General features: G+C 34.1%; 25 protein-coding genes, 1 tRNA gene and 1 pseudogene. 9 read left to right on the top strand and 18 right to left on the bottom strand.

The genetic code is table 11. The annotated features are described in order from the left end of the window. The first annotated feature begins 22 nt into the window (after positions 1–22). From AC23MB_RS12035 to AC23MB_RS12005, 7 genes are all read left to right on the top strand, one after another. Positions 23–490 (top strand): transcriptional regulator, encoded by a 468-nt coding sequence (locus tag AC23MB_RS12035; protein WP_487787388.1) that lies wholly within the window; start codon positions 23–25, stop codon positions 488–490. Further along, on the top strand, positions 490–2,007 hold the full coding sequence (locus tag AC23MB_RS12030) for a hypothetical protein (protein ID WP_487787387.1): 1,518 nt from the start codon (positions 490–492) through the stop codon (positions 2,005–2,007). Before AC23MB_RS12035 ends, AC23MB_RS12030 begins: the two co-directional genes overlap by 1 nt. A gap of 2 nt (positions 2,008–2,009) precedes the next feature. Then, positions 2,010–2,426, top strand: a complete 417-nt coding sequence (locus AC23MB_RS12025; RefSeq protein ID WP_487787386.1) for a hypothetical protein — start codon at positions 2,010–2,012, stop codon at positions 2,424–2,426. Next, positions 2,426–3,709, top strand: a complete 1,284-nt coding sequence (locus AC23MB_RS12020; protein WP_487787385.1) for a phage portal protein family protein — start codon at positions 2,426–2,428, stop codon at positions 3,707–3,709. The genes AC23MB_RS12025 and AC23MB_RS12020 overlap by 1 nt, the downstream gene beginning before the upstream one ends. 128 nt (positions 3,710–3,837) lie before the next feature. Beyond that, entirely contained in the window at positions 3,838–4,989 is a 1,152-nt protein-coding gene (locus AC23MB_RS12015; protein ID WP_487787384.1) for a minor capsid protein, read from the top strand. A gap of 78 nt (positions 4,990–5,067) precedes the next feature. Then, the gene (locus AC23MB_RS12010; protein WP_487787383.1) at positions 5,068–5,607 is read left to right on the top strand and encodes a phage virion morphogenesis family protein; all 540 of its coding nucleotides are present in this window, start codon (positions 5,068–5,070) and stop codon (positions 5,605–5,607) included. A gap of 2 nt (positions 5,608–5,609) precedes the next feature. Next, positions 5,610–6,044 carry a hypothetical protein gene (locus tag AC23MB_RS12005; protein WP_487787382.1) on the top strand — a complete coding sequence of 145 codons (435 nt, stop codon included), beginning with the start codon at positions 5,610–5,612 and terminating at the stop codon, positions 6,042–6,044. Here the strand turns inward: AC23MB_RS12005 and AC23MB_RS12000 are convergent. The 17 genes from AC23MB_RS12000 to AC23MB_RS11920 all read right to left on the bottom strand — a co-directional run bounded on the left by AC23MB_RS12000 (position 5,971) and on the right by AC23MB_RS11920 (position 16,632). Continuing rightward, a complete protein-coding gene (locus AC23MB_RS12000) occupies positions 5,971–6,297 on the bottom strand; it encodes a hypothetical protein (RefSeq protein WP_487787381.1) in 327 nt (108 codons plus the stop codon). The two genes, AC23MB_RS12005 and AC23MB_RS12000, sit on opposite strands and share 74 nt — an antisense overlap. Before the next feature lie 69 nt (positions 6,298–6,366). After that, positions 6,367–6,945 (bottom strand): hypothetical protein, encoded by a 579-nt coding sequence (locus AC23MB_RS11995; protein ID WP_487787380.1) that lies wholly within the window; start codon positions 6,943–6,945, stop codon positions 6,367–6,369. An 888-nt stretch (positions 6,946–7,833) separates the two neighbouring features. Further along, on the bottom strand, positions 7,834–9,180 hold the full coding sequence (locus AC23MB_RS11990) for an AbiH family protein (RefSeq protein WP_487787379.1): 1,347 nt from the start codon (positions 9,178–9,180) through the stop codon (positions 7,834–7,836). Positions 9,181–9,220: 40 nt separating this feature from the next. Next, positions 9,221–9,502 carry a hypothetical protein gene (locus AC23MB_RS11985; protein WP_487787378.1) on the bottom strand — a complete coding sequence of 94 codons (282 nt, stop codon included), beginning with the start codon at positions 9,500–9,502 and terminating at the stop codon, positions 9,221–9,223. Continuing rightward, a complete protein-coding gene (locus tag AC23MB_RS11980; protein WP_487787377.1) occupies positions 9,502–9,918 on the bottom strand; it encodes a hypothetical protein in 417 nt (138 codons plus the stop codon). The genes AC23MB_RS11985 and AC23MB_RS11980 overlap by 1 nt, the downstream gene beginning before the upstream one ends. Continuing rightward, on the bottom strand, positions 9,915–10,280 hold the full coding sequence (locus AC23MB_RS11975; RefSeq protein WP_487787376.1) for a hypothetical protein: 366 nt from the start codon (positions 10,278–10,280) through the stop codon (positions 9,915–9,917). The genes AC23MB_RS11980 and AC23MB_RS11975 overlap by 4 nt, the downstream gene beginning before the upstream one ends. Beyond that, the gene (locus tag AC23MB_RS11970) at positions 10,280–10,492 is read right to left on the bottom strand and encodes a hypothetical protein (protein ID WP_487787375.1); all 213 of its coding nucleotides are present in this window, start codon (positions 10,490–10,492) and stop codon (positions 10,280–10,282) included. The genes AC23MB_RS11975 and AC23MB_RS11970 overlap by 1 nt, the downstream gene beginning before the upstream one ends. A gap of 133 nt (positions 10,493–10,625) precedes the next feature. After that, entirely contained in the window at positions 10,626–11,081 is a 456-nt protein-coding gene (locus tag AC23MB_RS11965; protein WP_487787374.1) for a hypothetical protein, read from the bottom strand. A 17-nt stretch (positions 11,082–11,098) separates the two neighbouring features. Then, positions 11,099–11,170: transfer RNA gene (locus AC23MB_RS11960), tRNA-Thr, on the bottom strand. Positions 11,171–11,319: 149 nt separating this feature from the next. Further along, the gene (locus tag AC23MB_RS11955; protein ID WP_487787373.1) at positions 11,320–11,985 is read right to left on the bottom strand and encodes a hypothetical protein; all 666 of its coding nucleotides are present in this window, start codon (positions 11,983–11,985) and stop codon (positions 11,320–11,322) included. Between the two features lies 1 nt (position 11,986). Next, a complete protein-coding gene (locus AC23MB_RS11950) occupies positions 11,987–12,160 on the bottom strand; it encodes a hypothetical protein (RefSeq protein WP_487787372.1) in 174 nt (57 codons plus the stop codon). Next, positions 12,153–12,437, bottom strand: coding sequence for a hypothetical protein (locus tag AC23MB_RS11945; protein WP_487787371.1), 285 nt, complete (start codon positions 12,435–12,437; stop codon positions 12,153–12,155). Before AC23MB_RS11945 ends, AC23MB_RS11950 begins: the two co-directional genes overlap by 8 nt. A gap of 5 nt (positions 12,438–12,442) precedes the next feature. Next, the gene (locus AC23MB_RS11940) at positions 12,443–13,069 is read right to left on the bottom strand and encodes a hypothetical protein (RefSeq protein ID WP_487787370.1); all 627 of its coding nucleotides are present in this window, start codon (positions 13,067–13,069) and stop codon (positions 12,443–12,445) included. A gap of 5 nt (positions 13,070–13,074) precedes the next feature. Continuing rightward, on the bottom strand, positions 13,075–13,995 hold the full coding sequence (locus AC23MB_RS11935) for an AAA family ATPase (protein WP_487787369.1): 921 nt from the start codon (positions 13,993–13,995) through the stop codon (positions 13,075–13,077). Positions 13,996–13,999: 4 nt separating this feature from the next. After that, entirely contained in the window at positions 14,000–16,024 is a 2,025-nt protein-coding gene (locus AC23MB_RS11930; protein WP_487787368.1) for a hypothetical protein, read from the bottom strand. A 139-nt stretch (positions 16,025–16,163) separates the two neighbouring features. Next, complete coding sequence (locus AC23MB_RS11925) at positions 16,164–16,478, bottom strand: hypothetical protein (protein ID WP_487787367.1); 315 nt, start codon at positions 16,476–16,478, stop codon at positions 16,164–16,166. A 1-nt stretch (position 16,479) separates the two neighbouring features. Next, positions 16,480–16,632, bottom strand: coding sequence for a hypothetical protein (locus AC23MB_RS11920; RefSeq protein ID WP_487787366.1), 153 nt, complete (start codon positions 16,630–16,632; stop codon positions 16,480–16,482). A gap of 282 nt (positions 16,633–16,914) precedes the next feature. Here AC23MB_RS11920 and AC23MB_RS11915 point away from each other — a divergent pair, with 282 nt between their 5' ends. Further along, positions 16,915–17,694 carry a LexA family transcriptional regulator gene (locus AC23MB_RS11915; protein ID WP_487787365.1) on the top strand — a complete coding sequence of 260 codons (780 nt, stop codon included), beginning with the start codon at positions 16,915–16,917 and terminating at the stop codon, positions 17,692–17,694. 508 nt (positions 17,695–18,202) lie between these two features. Further along, a pseudogene (locus AC23MB_RS11910) lies at positions 18,203–18,559 on the top strand (thermonuclease family protein); the annotation flags it as partial. Between the two features lie 113 nt (positions 18,560–18,672). On the opposite strand, the gene AC23MB_RS11905 reads toward AC23MB_RS11910, so the two are convergent. Continuing rightward, the gene (locus AC23MB_RS11905) at positions 18,673–19,635 is read right to left on the bottom strand and encodes a hypothetical protein (protein ID WP_487787364.1); all 963 of its coding nucleotides are present in this window, start codon (positions 19,633–19,635) and stop codon (positions 18,673–18,675) included. Positions 19,636–19,725: the final 90 nt, after the last annotated feature.

Below are 19,725 nucleotides of genomic sequence, written 5' to 3'. Positions count from 1 at the left end.
TGCCAAAACTAATACCGAAAAAATGGCAAAAAAAGGACGATTAACAAAGGATGAACTCAAAGAGAAACAGGAACTAGCCAAGCTTATTTATTTAACAGAAGAAATTACACAAGATGAACTAGCATTAAGAACTAATGTTACTCCAAAAACGATTTCAAAATGGATTGAAGACGAAGGCTGGGGAAAACTAAAACGAAACATTCCTTTAACAAGGGATGAACTATTAGCTTCTTGGTATGATGAACTAGCAGAGCTCAAAGAACATATCAAAAGAAAACCTGAAGGACAACGTTTTGCCGATTTCAAGGAGGCACAGCTTCGTAGGTCACTTCTTAAAGACATTGCAACCTTAGAAATGGATTCGGGAATCCCTGAAGTAATTTCAGTAATGACAGCTTTTGTAAAGTTCATTAGAAGAAACGATTTACAAAACGCTAAAGAAGTTTCACATATCGCTGATTCATTTATTAAATCTAAAATCCGTGGGTAATGGTTATCAAGAAAAAGCTTGTAAATACCCGTGAGGAAAAAGAAGCAATTAGCTTTTGGGATGAGTATTACAAATCACTCCAAAATACAGAGATTGTTGATACCACAGAAACGGAGGAAGAAAAAGAGAAACGGATTAAACAACTTGAAGCTGATCCTGAAAAGTGGTTTAAATACTATTTTGAAAAGTATTGTACCGCAGAACCTGAAGGATTTCATAAAAGATCAACTCAAAGGGTTTTAAGCAATCCAGAATTTTACGAGGTCCGACCTTGGTCCAGGGAGTTATCAAAGTCAGGTCGAACCATGATGGAACTTTTGTACCTGCATTGCACAGGTAAAAAGAAGTTTACATTGATGATTTCTGCCAACAAAGATGCAGCTGTAAGATTGTTAAAGCCTTACAAATTGGCTTTTGAAAAGAATCCGAGACTAATCAATGATTATGGATCACAAGTTAATTATGGTAATTGGGCGGAGGATGAATTTGTAACTCGTTCAGGTTCCATGTTTATTGCAGTGGGAGCAGGACAAGCACCAAGGGGTGCAAGAAATGAAGAATTTCGACCTGACTCTGTTGTTATGGATGATTTTGACACAGATGAAGATTGCCGTAATCCTGATATCATTGATAAGAAATGGGAATGGTTTGAACAGGCTGTTTATGGTACACGTTCAATCTCAAATCCATTACTTGTAATCTTTAATGGTAACATCATTGCCGATTACTGTTGTATTAAAAAAGCAATGGAGATTGCCGATTTCTATGAGATTGTAAACATTAGAGATAAGAACGGAAAATCAACATGGCTTTCAAAGAACACGGAAGAAATGATCGATCGTGTTCTATCTAAAATTTCGGCAGCTTCAGCACAAAAAGAATACTTCAACAATCCGATTGTTTTAGGTAAAATATTTAAAAAGCTGAAGTATGGCAAGGTTCAGCCGCTTCACAAATACAAATATTTAGTCTTATACACCGACCCCAGTTACAAGAAGAATGGAGATTTTAAAGTAACTGCTTTAATAGGAAAATGGAAAGATGAATATCATGTTATTTGGATTAGGTGTCGAAAGACTTCCGTACGTGATATGGTGGATTGGCAATTTGAGGCTTTAAAGTTTGTTGATAATAAATCTGCACTTTATCTATATATCGAATATCCTTGGATTGATGATGCCTTAAAAATGGAAATAAAAAAAGCCAACAAGCGTCATAACATTACTTTAAATCTTAAAGCTGACCCTCGTCAAAAGCCTGAGAAAATCTACCGTATCGAAGCCAAGCTGGAACCACTCAATACTGCGGGCAAACTAATCTTTAATGAAGAATTAAAAGATACTGAGGACATGAAGGAAGTGGAGTTTCAGTTTCTCGCATTATCTCCCAAAAGCCGAGCTCATGATGATGCGCCTGACTGTGTAGAAGGTGGTGTGACAATTATTGATACTAAAAACTTTGGAGAACCGACAAAGCCAAGAATTTTCAACATAATAAAAACTAAAAACCGATATTAAATATGAGCCAATTCATAAGTGTAGCGGAGTTAAAGACTCACGCCTATGACGAAGAGATTGCTGGCATTATCCGAAGTGACGAAACCATTGCAGTCGCCGCCATTGATATGGCAATAGAATACGCCGAATCCTTTCTTTTAAAACAATATGATACCGAAGTAATCTTTGCTAAAACTGGTGAAGCCCGAAGTACTTTGTTAGTTGAATTCATCAAAGATATTGCTATTTGGAAGCTTATCGGATTAGCCAATCCAAGTATCGATTATGACGACAAAGAAAAGCGATTCAACACCGCAAACGCTTGGTTAAAATCGGTCTTCAAAGGAATGCCAACCAATCTACCAAAGAGAGAACTTGAAGCCAACAAAAGTGCTTCTTTCAGCTTTAAGTCCAACACCAAAAGAGAAAATCGCTACTAATGAAAACGAAAAGACAAATGGGATTCAGAACCGCATCCCTAAAAAAGCAAGAATCACAAGGTGTAAAAATATCTCAAGTAATGGTTGTCCAACCACCAAAGAGAGATGCAATGGATATCAGCACTCACATCTCGGGCGTTAAGTCTGCGGATCGTGGAAAACGTGCGAAACTCTATGATGTTTATGAAAACATTATCAAAGACCCTGTCATTGGAGAAGCTATCAGAAAAAGGATTCGTAATGTGACTTTAGGAGGTTTGCAGTTTGCAAAGGATAATCAGGAAGTTGATGAGATGACGGATTTAATAAAGTCGCCAGCCTTTAGAATTATGTTGCGTGAGATTTTACTCACACGATTCTTTGGTAAAACTATTCTTGAGCTTGATTTTGCTGACGGTTTTAAAGTTGAAAAAATTGCCCGAAAAAATCTTGACACCGCCAAGAAGATTATTTTAAAAGACCTTTCGGACGAAACAGGTTGGAGTTATGAGAATGAAGACTTCTTACTAAATGTTGGTGAAGATGATGATCTAGGCTTACTCATGGAAGCGGCACCGTATGCCATTTTTAAAAGAAACGGAGGAAGTGACTATGCGGAGTTTTGTGAGTTGTGGGGCATCCCGATTTTAGCAGCACTTTATGATCCTGAAGACGAAAACGGACGTGAAGAAATGGAAGGCACAATGGAAAGCCGTGGTGCGGGTGGTTCTATCGTTGCAAGTAAAAACTCAGATATTAAAAGTATATCATCACAATCAAACGGGGCTGTACATAAAGAATTTTTAGAGTGGCTTGATGAACAAATATTGATTGGTCTTGCTGGTCAAACCATGACAACCAAGGAAGGTTCATCGAGAGCACAGGGCGAAGTTCACGCAGATACAGAAGCCACAATTTTTGAAGATGATAGAGAATATATTATTGAGGTTCTTAATCATCAATTTTTGCCACGAATAGAGAAACGAGGTTTTCCAGTTGGAAGCGGTTGGTTTCTATATCCTAAAAAAGATTCGATGTCTTTAAAGGAAAAAATGGAGATAGCCGAAAAAGTGGATGCTAATACAGAAGATGGCGTGGACGAAGATTGGTGGTTCGAAGCTTCAGGACTTCCACGATCTAAAAAGAAAAGAGAAGCTTCTTCTGAAGAACAACCGACAACAGATACAGAAGAACCAAATCCAGCTAAAGAAAAGCCAACAAAAAAAACAAAAGAGAAAGTAAAGGCAAAAGAGCTTTCATTTTTTGACAAGTTAAAAGATTTTTTCGACCACGCTCCGCAGTAGATTTTTATCTATATGCGGAGCTGGATTGGCAGCGACTAGATAACGAATACGAAAGTATTTGTTCTCATGGGCATTTTTTATCGCATCAAAAACAACCAGACTGGGCTGATCTCTTAGCCGCTGAATGGATGAATCAAGTTAAATCCATCTATCAGAACCAAGGCTATGACGGCACACCAAGCAAACCGTTTGTTACCAAATTAGGAAAGGAACTGATAAAACCTATTGATAGGGAATTTGGTGTCGGTATCGATTATGATAGTCCCGACCATGTCATGCGTGAGCTTCTCAAGCGAAATATTTGGAAGTTCTCTGTTGCAAAGAATCATAATGATAATGCGAGGCTTAACAACTTGCTTCTCCGTCCTGATGGTAGTCTTCGCCCATGGTCTGAGTTCAAAAGAGAAGCAATGTTTGTGGTTGGCGAATCGAATCGATATCTAAAAACTGAATACGATACGATAGTTGCAGGTGCGCAAATGTCTAGGCTGTGGATGGAAATACAACGAGACAAACATATTTTCCCTTATGTTCAGTTGATAGTTGTACAAGATGGAAGAACCTCGGAGATATGTAGTCCGTTGCATAATTTGATTTTTGAAGTTGATGATCCTGTACTGGCGTATTATTTTCCTCCGAATCATTTTAACTGTAGAACCACAGCGAAGAAATTACGCTATGGAAAGCCAAGCGAAAATTTTGTACTTCCAAAAATCCCTGAAGCTTTTCAAAATAATGTTGGTGTAACTGGGCAAATATTTACTGATAAAAATAAATACATTGAGAATACGCCTGATGAGGTTTTAGAAGAAGCTGACAAACTTGCAGCACGATTTGAAAAATTTCAGAGATTACAAGCGGATTCCAATTACTATGATGTTGAGTTTGGAGATAATGGAGGTGTTAAAGCTATTCATGTTGAGCATCTTTTTGATAAAGAAAGAGGTTATCTAGAGAAAGAAGCTCACAATATTTTATTCGATAATGGATATGAATCAACACTGGAAAGCGAGAAAGGATTTGACACCAAACATATAGAAGGTTATATCAATGGTTATAAAAATGAAATTAAGTCTTTAACAGGAAACAGTCCGATAACAGTAGCAAAAAGAATTAGACAAGCGGTTGAAAAAGGAGCTGATGTTTGCACATTATATTTTCCAAAAGAGAATGCAGAAAGCCTACTACAAGAAGCCTTAAAGCTTTATGATGGGATATTACCAAAATTAATTGTAATCAATGGTAAAAAAATAATCAGAACTGACATTCATCAATTCTGATTAATAAACAGGGGGATAATTGCTTATCTCGTTCCCTGCGTTACAAATATACAAAACTTTTTAAATATCAATTAAATAATGTTTAAATCCACAGAAGAGGCTTTGCGCAAAATACAGGAAAAAGTCGCTGCCACACTTCGGGAGCTGCCTCCAGTTATTGGTGAAGCTGCGGTTAACTTTACACTTGATAATTTCGAACGTCAAGCGTGGTTGGGTGATAATACAGAGCCTTGGCAAAAAAGAAAGAATCCAACCAAGTGGGGCAAACGAGACGAAACCGACAGAGCTATTTTGGTAAAAACAGCAAAACTTAAAAGAAGTATCAGGATTTCGAGGATTGTTGACAATGCAGTTTACATCCAAGCGGGTGGTACGGATGTTCCGTATGCGAGAGTACACAATGAAGGTTTTCGTGGAGAAGTTAAACAACAGGTTAAACCGCACACCCGAAAAATGAAAGACGGAAAAACCGTTGGTGTATCTGAGTTTGAAAGAACTATTCAGCAGAATATCCCTAAACGAAAATTTATTGGACATGAATCCGAATCGCCTTATCTGCGAGCCAAAATAAGAAGAGAAACTTTAGCATACATTAGAAGTCGAATGAAAACTATTTAACTATGAAAAAACTATACTTGCAGTTGTTAGAACTGCTTTCGGAGATTCCCGAAATACAATATGTTGATCTTAATTACGGACAACTTCAGGAAGAAAAACCGCCAATCTCATATCCTGCGGTTCTAGTCAACCTAAGCTCTCAAACTCTTGATGATGTACAGGATATTTTCCAAATATTATCAAGTACAATGGAGCTGACTGTCATTTACAAAATGGCGGGAGAAAGTAACGGAAACGCACCAAAAGAAGCGCAAGACCGAGCACTTGCATATTTAGACTTATCTGAAAAAATATACCGAAAATTGCAAGGTTTTGAAGCGAACGGCTTTGATGCTTTTAAGCGAAATAGCATCCGTGATGTTGCTATGAGAAAAGGTCTAAAGACAGCTGTACAGATTTTTGAGACGAGCTGGCGTGAAGATACTTCCAGTTCATAAAAGGATAACGCTGCGACAATTGTTTATCTGTAACATTGTTGCGCTCTAGATGAGAGATGAGGTCGGCATTTTCAGAAAGTAAATCGCAAATGGTAGATTCTGTAATGTCGAACTCTTCATCTAGCAACGCCAAGCATTTAGAAAATTTAAGACCTATAATGCAATTGTACCAATAGAAACGTGCCGACAGACGATGGTTTCGTCTGTTGATGTGGATGGAAGAACGCCCTTTGAAAGTATTTGTTTGTTGCATTCCTACAAAAATAAAAAAACGCCTGACTTAAAGCAAGTTGGCGTTTTTTGTTATTTAGGGTTTTGTAATTTACCAATCCGAATTGTTCGAGCTAGCATTTTTTTCAATTCCTGCTCTCAAATCTGAGATAAAATTATTTGCAAAATTCTCAGTTGTTTCTTTGCCTTTTTCACTAATCAGTTTTCCTTTCTGAGAAAATATACCAGATTTAGACAGACCAAGGTCAAAACCTATTATACCATCTCTTTCACGTCCACCACCATATTTTGTAATAGGAATATATCTTTCAAAATCTTTAATAGATAAGTCTATTTTTATTTTGCCATCTTTAAAACTAATGGCAGCATTATAATTAATATCAAAAGAAATTCCAGCTCTAATTTTTGCGGAACTTGGTGCCGATGCATTTATTACAATCTGTTCATTTTCAACTTCACTTGTAACAAATTTTGGGTTGTTATAGCGAGTGTTGAAATATAATTTTGAAGCTTTAAATAATTCAGCTTGTGTTTTATCAGGAAATTCTAAAACTACATAGTTTTTTGATGAGTCGTCTGCATTTACAAGATTATTCATTGTCAGCTCAAATTTTTGAGAGAACATAAATGTAGCGTAGAATAGAGTGATTAAAAAAGATAATTTTTTCATAGGTTGGAAGTAAATTGTTGTCAAAGTTAGACAATATCAAATTTATTACAGACAAAATCGCATATATAAATTACAATATTGATAGCTATTTTACTGATTTTAAGACTTAATATATAAATAAGAATGTACTAATATTTAATCGAAATATCTAGATGATGACATTTTTGTTTAACTCTAAAATGTTGACGGACAGTGTATTGTCGATAAAAGTTTAATATTATAATGGACTATTGTGGATAACTTAATGTTAAAAAATTACTAACTATCTAATAATCAAAGCTTGGCGAATTCTGTGGAAAACTTTTTACAATATTAACAAGAAAATCAACGATTTAGGTGTTTCATAATTTTCTTTTTCGATGAGTCATTCTTATCTTTGTTAATCAAGAAAGCTGAATATTAATCAGAACATTCAGCTTTCTAGCATTTATGAATTTGAAAATTCATTTTAAGTTGGATTTTAAATCCGAAGTAGATTTAGCTGATCTATATTCAGCTATTTTAATCATTGTGGAAATTACCAGGTTTCTCAATGACCAATTTTTTGTTTAACTTTTTAACAGGCATCCATATAAATGGGTGCCATTTTGTTATATAGCTAATTTATATAATTTGTATATATAAACAAACAATTGTACATAAAATTGTTTCGTTTCCGGGCTCTAACGTTTCCTAATGTTTTCTAACACTTTCTAACACAACGTTTGACAATAATTACAACTTATCCACATTAAGCAATATTAAATCATTTTATAGTCTTTTTATAGTCATTTTACATATTTTTTATATGTTTTTTTCACTAAAAAAAGTACTCAAAATAAAAAAATATAAAAATTAATAAAAAAGTTATGCAATATTGTAGTGTTTTAAACAATGGTTTTAACAAATCTATAACAAATCTAAGAGTTGTTGATCTTTGGCTGCTAGTTCGTTATTTTTTCTGATTTGTTCTTTTTGTATCTCTATCGGAACCAAAGGAGAACATAGAGATTTATCTAATACAATTTCTCTTAATCTTGCCTTATTATTGAAGTTTCTTGAAATGTTAGTTACGATATCTTGGAAATTATCCGATCCGTCTTCTTTTTGATGATAAAATACTTTAATAGTACTACAGTTAGGATGCTCAAATAGTGTATTCAGTAAAGTTCTGTCTGAGTTACCACATGAATGTCCCATAACGTAAATCTGAAAAAGGTCAGAATCAATATAATTTAACAACATTTTGTAATTGGTTGTTTTTAGATATTCAATAGATTTTACATTTTTTAGAAACTCATTATCATTATATTTTTCAAGTTTTATATAATCATCATCTAGCTCATCTCCGAATCCAAAGATCATAGGATTATTTTCATTTTGTAATTCACCATGTATGTGAATTGTGTCCATAGTTGTTGTCTTTAAATCTGTTAATAGCTGCGGTCTTGCGTTTAGTAATGTGATACCAGTATTTTCCTTTAAATACAAGCTATCGGTATTTGTATAGTTAAAGTTTAATGCAAGAATTCTGTCTATTTTGTTTTTCTTATCATCACTTCTACTTTCTTTAAATCCCGACGAGTTGTTACCTAATTTTTTTACTTCTTTAAGTTGTTTAATTCTTTTATAAATTATGTTTTGAATCCCATTATCACTTTTTTCCATGAGTATCTCATTTTCATTTATTATGTGATTGATGGTACTTGTCCCTAGATCAGTATAAAAGTAATCTTCATATATTTTTTCTTTAATATATTCTTGTATCTCTAAAGAATTATTTTTAGAATAGGTTTCTTCTATCTTAACAAGATAATTTTCTAAAGCTTTTTTTAATTGATCAAAATCCTTGTGAAATGCATAAATATCCTCATAAATATTGTTGAAGTTTCTGAAGTTATCAACTTGCATAAAATCGAGTAATATTTGATAATACTCATTTTCAATGTCAACCCAGTTTTTCTCAGTTAACTTGTTTGTAATGTATGTTATGAATTTGTTTTTCGTATTGAAATGTAACTTGTAAGTTTTAGAAAGTTCTTTAAAAAATAGAAAACTATGTTCTGGAAATTGATGTTGACTGAAATTTATTCTACCTTTATCAAATGTAACATGATCACTTTCGTATACCTCATCAACGCAGGAAATCATATTTGAAACCTCTTGCTTCCAAAAATTATTTATAAAATCTTTATAGCTGGTTGCTTTGCCATGTGCGATATCAAAGCCATTACCAATAAGTATAATTCTATTCATTCAATATTTTTTATAAATATAAAAAAAGCTAGCTTTAATGCTAGCTTTCAATTTCATTTAATTTTTTAATAATTTCTTTTTCAAATACTTTTAAATAAAGAGTCTTTTCGGTTTGTAATTCGCCTTCTTTTGTTGCTGTAAAGGTGTTAAAAAGAAATGCAGGCTCACTTGTTAAAAACTCTTCACAGGCAGGAACAACGATTGAAAAAGCTTTTAATTCATAACCTTTCTTTTGTAGAAAGTTGATAACATCCATTTGCGGAATGTGCATTTTAATTTCCATTTTGATGAGGTCGGGTTTTTGTTCGGTTAGACTAATCATTATTTCCAATACTTTTGGTTGAGATAAGTGGCTGGATACGGAAAAGCAGTACCGTCACTTTTTAGTTTTATCAATTCGCTTACAAACAGAATAGCCTCCATTTTTTCGGCATCACTTAACTTGTTATAGGCTTTCTCGGTTTGCTCTTTGCGTCCAACTTTCTTTGGATATCTTTTATAAAAAGCTTCAAAAGAAATATCAGTCACTTCCGAAAACATCCAAGCATTAGTCGGCTTTTGATTATTGATATCCGTTTCCATTGTTTTTACATCGGTTGGTATTCTGGAAATAATCTTTTGTACTAACTCTGAATTCCAATCGCCATCAAAAATAAGCTCTCGTAACACACCAGCATGATCATAATTAAAAGTAATCTTGAGTCCTGTTTTATTACTTTTTGCGATAAATGTTCTCATAGTAGTTGTTGATGTAGTTCTGTTTTAATTTGTAGTATGAGGTTATTCTCGTAGGTTCCGAAGCTATCAGGAAAATAAATCTCGTAATCTGTCAAGAACTTTTGCAAAGCTTCAGCTTTATGAAATGACATTTTAAAAGCAAAGTGTTTATCATTTAACCTTGTTTTCACCGCCTTTTGCAAAAGTTCTGTGCGAAGCTCAAAGCAAATTGAAACAATTGATTTTTGAGGCTTAGGAACGCTATTGATTTGCAACTGGTCTAGTCCACTCATACAATTGTTGACGACAAGAAGTTTATCATTATTAAGATACATGATAATCTTGCCTTCTAATCTTGCTTTGTCGATTTTGGTGGTTTTCATTAGTTCATCTTATAAATACCACCTCCTACAATTGCGAACGTTGGCGGTTTGGTCACATTAAAACTTTTTATTTCTGCTGTCATTGTTCCATAAAACCAATAAACAGAGGTTTTAATACCTTTCTTCTTTTCGGTTCTCTGTCCTTTATATTCAAAAGGATGCCTTCCAATTTGGACGATTTGCCCAATCTTTATTTGTGAAATTGTTATCATTTTTTCTTACTTACTCGTTGTTGATTCAGTTGGTTATTATTAGATAAGCTTTTATTTGAAATTGGTTTTATTCTCAAAGATTCCCGTTCGGGGAATAGTTGATCTAATGATGATTTTCGTTTTTTTAGTGCCATTAGTTGTAATTTTTAAGTTTCTGTCCTTTATCCCACCAAGCTTTTGTCATGGGGCGATAAGCACTTCTTTGATTATTCTGTTTAACACCTTGTAATTGTCGGTAGAGTAGTTGCAATTCTTCTAGTCGATGAGCGTTTAAATGCTTTTTAAACTTACTATTCGTCAACATCCAATTGTTAAACTCATGGAAGCTTTGTGGCTTTTTGATACCTACCTTTTCTGCAAGTGCAAGAATGTTGGAACGCCATTCTTTTAATTTCAATTCTTCAATCAGATCATTTTCTCGTTGTTGTATTGTACGTGGTCTGTAAATCTGAAGTAAAATATTAACTTCAGATTCTGTGAGCTCTTCCAATAATGTTGTACGATGACTTGTAAAGCCGTCAACCATTATTGCAACTTCGTGCGGTTCACGAAGACTCATTAGGTTTTCTAATTCTTCTAATGCTGTCATATCAATTAATGTTTTTTGTGCCTTAACAGGATTCGAACCTGCGACCTTTTCCTTACCAAGGAAGCGCTCTACCACTGAGCTATAAGGCTGTTAAACAATTATTACTTATTTAGCTTATATTGTCTACTTATAAGCTGATTAGCTTATCTTCTAGCAGATGCGCTCAGCATAATTCCGATTGCAAAACCAATGATGAAGCTTACACCAATGATTCCTGCTAATAATGAATCGTCCATAGCTAGTCAATTGAGAAGTTAAAGTTGACACGTTTGATAATGCCGTCTCCGAAGTCAACCATCTTATAACCTCTAGCATAGCGTGATGTTCGAATGTCAATCATCGCTTCGTTGATGATATCCATACCTTCATTAAATAATTCGTTGTTGGCACGGTCACGCATACTATTAAGCTCACGTACTTTCTTTGGATCATAATTGCCTTGAGAGTCAGTTTTCAAAAAGATTTGAATCATATCCATCAGTACTTTTTCATTATCGCTTTCTACTGCTAAGGATGCCATATACTCACGAATCTTAACAATACCTTCGGCTTCGGTTCCGTTGAAACTTGGACGAACGTTCCAGCCAACTTTAATACTGGCAGAACCATCATCAAGCGTAAAGGTGTGCGAGTCCTGTTCTCTTTTTTTATTGCTGAAGCATTCAGCACGCAGTTCGATGATAGGCTCAATGTTTTCAAAAAGATTAATAATGCGATTTGCGATATCTTCTCTCTTATCAATGAAGAAGTCTATTTGACCAAGAACGACCTCGTTCTCCATACTTTTAAGAAGCTTTTTATTACTAGCTTTTGCTTCTAATTTTGCTTTTTCGTCCGCTTGGAATTTTGCTTTCAAAGCTTCTTCCTGTTCTGGACTTAATGTTGGTATTTCTACGTTTGACATTTTAATTTTCGGTGTTTTGTTGTAATTTTTTAAGTTGTCGTTCTCTTTTGTGTAGTTCGAGCAAAAGTCTATCACCTTCCTCGTTATCGTCGCAATTTTCGAGTTGCTTTTTTATCGTGCTGATCATGTCTTGCAACTCTTCTTCTGTAGGTGGGAAAAATTCTTCGTTATTCATTTTTTATTAATTGATTGATATTTTCACATTGATAATTCTCGACTGGTTCCCATTGATCTTCCTTAATTTCAAAATAGAGTAGTCGGTCTTGTCCGTAGCGCATTGCTGGCGATTCCCATTGGTTATTGCTAATCCATTCGTAAGCTGTTAGGATATGCGGTGTTGTCGACTGAAACCTTTCTAGCATATACAAATGAATCCGAATCCTGTCATCCCATGATAGAAAATGAAAGATGCTATCAAGTTGTAAAATCTTTTTTAGTATGTTGTTTTTCATAAATTTTAGTTCTTATTATTGCCCCAGTACTTCTCAGCACCTTCTTCCCAAATTGTATAACCTTTCTCCCAATGCTTACCTAGATATCGACCTTTAGAAAAGGCTTTGAAACCTTCTACCCAAATTTTAAGGTCTGCATCAAAGTTGACTTGATCTCCAACTTCACCACGGATTTTGTTGCCTTTCATTTGATGATTGAAGATGAAGAGCTTCGTGTGAAATAGATTTTTTAAATCCAAGTAACTTTTCCATGATAAATCGGTGTATTGAAAACTGTCTATAAAAACGATGTTAGGCGATTGTCTTTTTTTAAGTCTAATTATTAGAGTTTCGATATCTTCTTTAATCAACTGTATCTTTCTTCCACATTCGGCTAAACCGTGCATTCTCCAAGCATTCTGCATTGTTTTTGAATTGCCTTCCTCTAGTGAGTTATAAAGTACTTTTCCTTTTTTTGAAAGTTCCTTAGCAAGCTGTAGAAGAAAGGCTGTCTTACCATTGCCGCTTCGTCCACTTATTGACCAAACACCTCTCGATTCGGGGTTTTCAAAATTGTCAAACCATTCGCCTGACCAGTTAATCTCATCATATTTAGTTGCTAGAAGATCGGTTGATGACCACGCTTTCTTCATATTTTTTATCCTAGGTTATGGAATCTTTTTACGAGTTCTAGAGTTAATGGGACTTTTAGTCTGTCAGCTTCACGCATTGCAGGAACAAGCAAGTCATGTATTTGTCTGTAGTCATTACAGAAACTTTGTAAAAATTTGAAAAGCTCTTTATCTGCAACTTCGTCCGCAAACTCTGGATAACTTCTGTCAATACCTCTGATGTGACGAATCCCTAATCTAATACGACTATAGAATTGTGGAATTCCATCTTTGTTTTTTGTTCGAAGCAAGTCGATTTTCTTTTCAAGTTGGTCGGTACCAATCATCACGATGGCGCATTTTCCTTTGAGGTGATCTGTCAGTTCTTTGATATTGCAAAGAGTTGCTTGTTTCAAATATTCTGACTCGTCAAACATCAATACTGGGTTATAACCATCCAATCTTAAATCTTCCAACTTGTCAATGATCTCACGAATCTTGCGAGATTTAGAAACACCAGTTTCAATTTTTAAAACATCGCATATTTTATCAAGTAGGTCAGAGATTGTATCCATAGAACCAACTGTCACTTTGAATACTTCCTGTACATTGTGTTTCGCAAACATATCTGACACATAAGTCTTACCGCATCCAGTCTCACCAATCAAAACATAAGTATAACCGTACTCTTGTGCATCTTCTAAATAAGATAGGATTTGGAAAAACTGAGGCGTTTGCTTGGTCTTCCAATAATCTTTCTCAAGCTTGTAACCAATATGCTTCGCAATCAGCTTATAATATCTAGGTGCAATGGCAACTTTCTTTTCGCCAGCTACTACGAAGTCTTTTCCGTTTCTGATGCCTGAAATATAATTTTCGGGAACTGTCGAAAGCGATGAGAATTTAGTAGCGGTCATTCTATTTCTTGTTAGATAATCTTCCAGCTTTTCGGCAATTATCTTTTTCACGTCATTATTCATTGTCTAGATATTTATTGGTGTTAATTTTATTTTTATAATATTCATCTTCGTTTACAATTTGGTCTTTCAGCTCCTGACTCTTAACCTTGCGTTCTTGCTTTTCTTTGGTCTTTTCAGCAGTTGCAGCCATTTGTTTATTCAATTGGTCTTTATGCTGTCCGACTGAATCTGTAATAAGAATTTTTTTCAGTGTATCATTTAATTTGTTTTGTGAAGAGACTAAATTCAAAATTTCATTAGCATCATCCGCTCGGGTTTCAAGAACGTGGGCTTCTAATTGCCTGTTAAATTTTCTGACTCTTCCCATTTCGTCGCGGTCTTCACGTTCTTGAGAGTAGATATCCATTGGTTGGATATATTTTTCTTCAAGTTCAAAAGACAAAGCTGATTCCTCATTGTATGCCAAGACTTTTTCCATGTTCTGAGGATCAAAGAAGATCGTCCAATCTAAATGCAGATGATTTCTAAATTCTAATTGGAAACTCTCATAACTGTATTTGATGTTATTGACACGAAACTCAATACCTTCGCCTCGGTGCTTTGTTGTTTTAGACTTCTTAACACCTAGATTCAGTATATAATCATTATATGATAACTCGGTTTTAAGATCGTCAGGCGATTTTGCGTAAGTTTCCAGATACTTATCACGGACATCTAACCTTGCCTGTTCAATCAAAGCTTCTAGCTGTTGATAAGCTTGTTTTTTTGTAGGAAAGTTCTTTTTATTCTTTTGTAACCAATCAGGATTCGGTTGTTTTTTGGATTTAACCCCATAACCGCTCCAGTTACTTTGTGGCTTGCAATATTTTTCATTAAAAAAAGCAAACCACGGTTCAATAACTTTCGCTTTTGCGTTTCCAACCTTTGTTGGGATATAGTTTTTTGCAACACCTCTATAGATCGGTGTCATTACCTTTGTACTGTAATTATCGGCTTGTACTTGGTAAACTTGGTGTTTAAAACCAAATAATTCTTCTGTATGATTAACCGCATTACGGAGTGCTGCTTTAATAAGTTCTGGACATTCTTGTTCGCCAATAGCATAACCAACAGGATACTTGCAAGATGCATCTAAAACAACAACAATCGTCAAATGATGATGATAAGTTGTTACACCGTCAAAGTCTTGATATAGAAGTTCTGCAACCCAACCATCGAGCGTCCAATATGCCATGGCAAATTCGGGAGCTTTACGTTTGATCTGCATTTTTATTTTATTGTCAAACTCTTTAATACCTTTAGAGAAACTAATCGTGTTCGTTGACCATTTTTTACGGTAATTGCCTACGCTGTTTGGCGAAAGTGTAGCCCAACCAAGAGCCTTCGCAACTGGGTTGTATTGATCAGCGATTTGTACATTGTCAAAGCCTTGCCACTTACGGAAAAGCTCACGCAATACAGCTTCTTGTTGATTGTCTTTCACGGCAACAGAGTTTTTATTTCCAAACTTTTCTGAAACTAATACGATGTAACCTTGCTCTAGAAATTCGCTTAGTTTTTCACGAAGTCTTCTGTCGGTACCAGGTAATGTGTGACCTACATAATCTTTAACCTCTTTACATGCTTGCGCTGCATCTTGCCAAATCTTTGTAATAGAGCCGCCACGAGCTTTACGGAAAGACTTCATGTCTTTAATGTAAGAATCCAACGCCCAAAGCATTTGAGCGTTCTTAACATACTCATCCTGCTTTTCAGGTTTTAAACTTGTAAAATCATCCAACTTATAACTGGCGTAAAAATCAACAGCCTCGTAATCGTCTTTGAAATAGTTAAGAATAAGATTTTGCACGGTTTTACGTGGTGGATAACCTAACTTTTTAACAACATCAACTCTGAAACGCTCAGGAAGACTTTCAAAATCTACTAATGCAGTATTATCTAAACCTCGAGCGGTACGCACTCTGTTAATTTTTCCCTTACTACATAAATACTTATAGTTAGATTCAGACATCACATCCAAATCCTCATACAAAGCTCTAGCAGGTACCGTTAAAGTATTTTGATAAAACTGATACATTTTTAAACTTGATTTAAAAGTTCTTTAAATTGTTCCCACCGAGGTGTCGAAACCTCGCAAAGCCGTGGTGGGATTTTTACTAAATTTGTAATGTCACTTAAAAATTTAGTTATGTTAAAGAAAAGCGTGAAAGCTGATGTTAAGAATTTACTTTTTTCAATCCGTTTCGACGTTGAATGCTCTTCTGTTGAAGTGCAGGCGTTAAAATCACATTACGAACACCTCTTGAATTTTTATACAATGCAATACTCGATCGACCTAAAGGACCTATCGGGCGACTATCCGTTATATAGATTTTCTTTAGATTGTCACAAAGGACCAAAGAACTTCCATCTATCAACAGTTGCGCTTCAGCGTATTTTTTTAAATGATTTTGAAATAATTCGACAGCTTCATCATATACATGATCCGGAATTTGGCAGTCAGGAAGTACCTCGATATTAAGTATAGCCATATTATATTGCTTTATAAGTTGTTTTGATTACGAATCCGAAAATCTCGGTTACGATTGCTATTTCTTTTCTGTTTGTCGTCACATCTGTTACTGGCTTTGACTTGTGCTTTACCTTTCTGTAAATGAAATGAAGCATCTTAATGATTTTTTTCATATTAATCTTTATTTAGTGAATTGTTAAGAACCTCTTCTACTTGAGACTTTAGAGTATTATATTCCTGTTTTACTTTATCAGGAAATATCCCAGTTCTGTCACCCAACAAACAATGCTGAATGTATCTTGTTGTTACTGAATACTTTTCTGATATTTTTTTTATTACATCAGTATTGTATCTATTTCTTTTTTGTGTAGTTTTGTTCATCTTTAAAAATTGTTCCTATTGTGTGAACAAATATAAACACAATTTGGGAATAAAAACAAAATAAAATACACGAAATGAGTGAATTTGTAGATAAAGTGCTGATTTTGAATAAAATAAAATCGCACTATAATTTTAAAAGTGATGCCGATTTTGCTAGATTTTTGGAAATTAAACCAAATACTTTATCGAATTGGTATGCAAGAAATACTCTAGATTATGAAAGAATACACACAAAGTGTGAAGATATAGATGGTAACTTTTTAATAACTGGTAAAGAACCTATGTTGAAAAATTATGAGACTAAATCTGATGGAAAAAACTCTAAGCCACCTGTTGTTATAACGGTTGATTCTCATAACAACGACAACATTGTTCTAGTTCCACAGAAACTACAAGCAGGCTATCTTCAAGGCTATAATAATCCAAAATTCATCAAAGATTTACCAACTTATCGAATGCCAGGCCTCAACAACGGAATATTCCGAATGTTTGAGATAGAAGGTAATTCCATGTTTCCGACACTCCCTAATAAAAGTTATGTCGTTGGTCAATTTGTTGAAGACTGGGTGAAGGATATTAAAGACAATCAAATCTACGCTATCATATCCAATGAGATTGAAGATGGTATTGTTAAACGTTGTATCAACAGGATTGAAAAATACAACAATTTGATCTGTAAATCTGACAATAGGAGAAACTTTCCTAATCAGAATATCGAACCATCAACAATAAAAGAAGTTTGGGAGATCAAACTACATCTTAATTTCCAACTTCCTGATCCAGCAGATGTCTATGATCGTATGAATGATCTGGAAGCTGATGTACAAGAACTAAAACGACATTTAGCGAAATAAGAGCCTTATTTTAATGAAATACTATAAAAACCACTGATAATCAGTGTTTTTCTTGTTTTTACACTTGCAAAATAGGGGGGTGAGTTTATCTATTTAGTGCCTTTTTATATGTTTTTAGATATCTATATGTGATTCAGTTCATAATAAATTACAAATAAAACCTAACCCCAAACCTAACCCCAAACCTAACCCCAAAGCATTATTTGTAAAATCTACACTTTCTTATTTTTTTGGTTTTTTTTGTGGGTTTATGGCTAGTACTACAAAGCAAAAACGCCCATTTGGTGGGCGTGTGGCAGATATTAGTCTATAAAATAATAAAACCCGCAGATGTGCGGGTTTATATGGTATTTAATATCGGTTAAAATGGTAATTAAATGGTATTTAATGACATTTTGTTTCGTGTCCAAAATTTTGGCTTTTTTGGGCTTTTTCCTTTTGTTTATCGTTGTTTTAGGCTTTTTTTGTTAATGCTGGTTTAGGACATTTCGTTTGGTGGGGGGTAGATGCACCGGAAGTTAGAATAAGTCGTAAAATGAAAGACGATGAAGCCAAGAGCCATGTTCCTGCCGCGATGCTTCTACAATTTGGGCTGATGAGTTTAGATTATGTGTTAAGTCTTGCACCTGTCGGTACAAGAATCACAATCTTAACAGAACCCAAAAATAGTGTAGACTTCTGGAAACGACAATTGGCATATATCATCCTTCCGAATGGCAAATGCTTGAACGAGGAGCTAATAAAAAATGGCTATGCTAAAGCAAGCCATGATTATTACTGCGAAAAATTAGCATCTTATCAATCAATGAATTTTGAAGCCAAACAACAAAAGCGTGGAATCTACCTATTCATCGATGTTTTCTGATTTGTTGTACATATGTTGTACTTTTTTTAATACAAACGTAAGAAAACACCATGAATAAAGGACAACTTATATAGACTTTATATAATACTATGTTATCTGCAGCCTTTTTAGTTTTATTTATTTTCTTTAATATTTGCCAAAAGATTTGGAACTGCAAAACTTAAAACAAGGCCAAAAATTGTTATTAATAATCCTGATATCCACGAGTTTTGATTTTCCATTTCATTTTTTAAAGATTCTATTTCTGTTTTGTTGATTTCCCTTATAGATTCATCACTTTTTTCTAATTGAGAAATGTCGTTATTCATATTAAGTAAAGAAAGTGTTTTTTCAGGATTATCTGAAATTCCTTTTTCAATAACTTCTATTCTATTTGTTAAATCTGCTATATCCGAATTTACAGGGTTATTCTTGGACGAACTTACATTTTGATTTGTTTTTTTGTCAATTTGATTTATTAATGTTTTCAAATTTTTTATTTCAGTTTTAATAGAATCACACTTGCAAGATGATGAAAAAGTTGAGGAGTTGTTTGTTTTTTTATTCAAATTTAGTGAGTAAACCACAGTAATTATTCCAACGACAAGACTTAAAATGGAAAGCATTGAGCTTAACCACACTCTTTTTTTTCTTTCTTTTAATTCTCCAATTTTATATTTTTGGATTCTTTCTTTTTCAATTTTTTCTTCAGTTTTTTGCTGTGATACAAGGGTTTCATATCTTGGGAATTCATCATCTGGAATTAGTTTTAGGGACCCATCTGTCAATTCGAAAATTTGAAAATCCTTTCCAAATCCAAAACTTAAAACTAAATAAACAGGTATATCTTCTTGTAAATTTGATAGAAAATCATCTTGATAATAGTTTATTTCATTAATTAAATCACTTTTTTCCCAAGTTGAAGATTTAAATTCAAATAAACATAAAAAATTGTCATTTTCTGTATCAATAACTAATAAATCAGGTCTGAATTTTGGGTGAATTTTAGAGGATTTGAATTCAAACAATAGACTATTTTCAGGATAACCTTTTGATAATAAAAATTCTTTAAAAATATCTATAAATTGTTTTTCCATAAGCGATATAAGGTTGCAGATAACGGAAAAAGTATTGGCGAAGTGCGGGACTTTTGAAGCCTAAAAATTCAACAAAAACCGAAAGTAGCA

Source organism: Soonwooa sp. T0.1_25, assembly GCF_057652215.1.
The sequence above is the reverse complement of the archived record's forward strand: the minus strand, read 5'-3'. Positions and strand labels throughout refer to the sequence as shown.

Coding starts and splice junctions, on each gene's coding strand:
- AC23MB_RS11915 (WP_487787365.1), top strand. CDS start 16,915: ATGAGTGAATTTGTAGATAAAGTGCTGATTTTGAATAAAATAAAATCG.
- AC23MB_RS11945 (WP_487787371.1), bottom strand. CDS start 12,437: ATGAAAAACAACATACTAAAAAAGATTTTACAACTTGATAGCATCTTT.
- AC23MB_RS12020 (WP_487787385.1), top strand. CDS start 2,426: ATGAAAACGAAAAGACAAATGGGATTCAGAACCGCATCCCTAAAAAAG.
- AC23MB_RS11955 (WP_487787373.1), bottom strand. CDS start 11,985: ATGTCAAACGTAGAAATACCAACATTAAGTCCAGAACAGGAAGAAGCT.
- AC23MB_RS12000 (WP_487787381.1), bottom strand. CDS start 6,297: ATGCAACAAACAAATACTTTCAAAGGGCGTTCTTCCATCCACATCAAC.
- AC23MB_RS11940 (WP_487787370.1), bottom strand. CDS start 13,069: ATGAAGAAAGCGTGGTCATCAACCGATCTTCTAGCAACTAAATATGAT.
- AC23MB_RS11965 (WP_487787374.1), bottom strand. CDS start 11,081: ATGACAGCATTAGAAGAATTAGAAAACCTAATGAGTCTTCGTGAACCG.
- AC23MB_RS11925 (WP_487787367.1), bottom strand. CDS start 16,478: ATGGCTATACTTAATATCGAGGTACTTCCTGACTGCCAAATTCCGGAT.
- AC23MB_RS12010 (WP_487787383.1), top strand. CDS start 5,068: ATGTTTAAATCCACAGAAGAGGCTTTGCGCAAAATACAGGAAAAAGTC.
- AC23MB_RS12035 (WP_487787388.1), top strand. CDS start 23: ATGGCAAAAAAAGGACGATTAACAAAGGATGAACTCAAAGAGAAACAG.
- AC23MB_RS11920 (WP_487787366.1), bottom strand. CDS start 16,632: ATGAAAAAAATCATTAAGATGCTTCATTTCATTTACAGAAAGGTAAAG.
- AC23MB_RS11950 (WP_487787372.1), bottom strand. CDS start 12,160: ATGAATAACGAAGAATTTTTCCCACCTACAGAAGAAGAGTTGCAAGAC.
- AC23MB_RS11930 (WP_487787368.1), bottom strand. CDS start 16,024: ATGTATCAGTTTTATCAAAATACTTTAACGGTACCTGCTAGAGCTTTG.
- AC23MB_RS11975 (WP_487787376.1), bottom strand. CDS start 10,280: ATGAAAACCACCAAAATCGACAAAGCAAGATTAGAAGGCAAGATTATC.
- AC23MB_RS11980 (WP_487787377.1), bottom strand. CDS start 9,918: ATGAGAACATTTATCGCAAAAAGTAATAAAACAGGACTCAAGATTACT.
- AC23MB_RS11970 (WP_487787375.1), bottom strand. CDS start 10,492: ATGATAACAATTTCACAAATAAAGATTGGGCAAATCGTCCAAATTGGA.
- AC23MB_RS11990 (WP_487787379.1), bottom strand. CDS start 9,180: ATGAATAGAATTATACTTATTGGTAATGGCTTTGATATCGCACATGGC.
- AC23MB_RS12005 (WP_487787382.1), top strand. CDS start 5,610: ATGAAAAAACTATACTTGCAGTTGTTAGAACTGCTTTCGGAGATTCCC.
- AC23MB_RS12015 (WP_487787384.1), top strand. CDS start 3,838: ATGAATCAAGTTAAATCCATCTATCAGAACCAAGGCTATGACGGCACA.
- AC23MB_RS12030 (WP_487787387.1), top strand. CDS start 490: ATGGTTATCAAGAAAAAGCTTGTAAATACCCGTGAGGAAAAAGAAGCA.
- AC23MB_RS12025 (WP_487787386.1), top strand. CDS start 2,010: ATGAGCCAATTCATAAGTGTAGCGGAGTTAAAGACTCACGCCTATGAC.
- AC23MB_RS11995 (WP_487787380.1), bottom strand. CDS start 6,945: ATGAAAAAATTATCTTTTTTAATCACTCTATTCTACGCTACATTTATG.
- AC23MB_RS11905 (WP_487787364.1), bottom strand. CDS start 19,635: ATGGAAAAACAATTTATAGATATTTTTAAAGAATTTTTATTATCAAAA.
- AC23MB_RS11985 (WP_487787378.1), bottom strand. CDS start 9,502: ATGATTAGTCTAACCGAACAAAAACCCGACCTCATCAAAATGGAAATT.